The organism is Hyphomicrobiales bacterium, from assembly GCA_017642935.1.
Taxonomy (GTDB): Bacteria; Pseudomonadota; Alphaproteobacteria; order Rhizobiales; family MH13; genus MH13.
On the sequence record JAEPOK010000013.1, the window covers coordinates 1 to 577 of the forward strand.

Consider the following 577-nt stretch of genomic DNA (forward strand, 5'->3'; position numbering starts at 1 on the left):
TCCAGATATGCAGCATCCCGCACGGCGTCGGGCAGCGCGAAATCATAACGCGAAGGCACCTTGCGGACGGGGTAGTTCCTTTCCGCATGCAGGGAGAAGGTGAAGACGCGCGGCTCCTCGGCAAATATCTCTGCCGTGCCATCGCCCTGATGCACATCCAGATCGACGACCAGAATGCTGCTCACGCACCCTGCGGCCAGGAGCATCGACGCTGCCACGCCAACGTCGTTGAATGTGCAGAACCCGGCACCGTGTGCGCGCCGCGCGTGATGGCTGCCGCCTGCGGCGTTGCATGCAATGCCGTTGGCGAGAGCGATATCTGCGGCTATGGCAGTTCCTGCCACTGCGAGCCGCGCTCTCAGGGAGACGCGCTCGCCGATCGCGAAACCGATCTCGCGTTCAACGGATTTCGGTACCGCGCAGCGCAACACCTGATCGACATAGGTTGCATCATGCGCAAGCCGCAGCCATGCGGCCGGAGCGGGCGCTGATTCCACCAGCGTACCGTCATGCGCCAGCCCGCGTGCGCGCAGGCTACGCATGAGCGCGGAATATTTGCCCATCGGAAAACGATGAT

At 63.3% G+C, this 577-nt stretch carries 1 protein-coding gene; it reads right to left on the reverse strand.

Translation table 11 applies throughout. The features are described from left to right. The coding region (locus JJ917_17840) for a histone deacetylase (protein MBO6700688.1) at positions 1–563 on the reverse strand (563 nt) is incomplete at its 3' end. Positions 564–577: the final 14 nt, after the last annotated feature.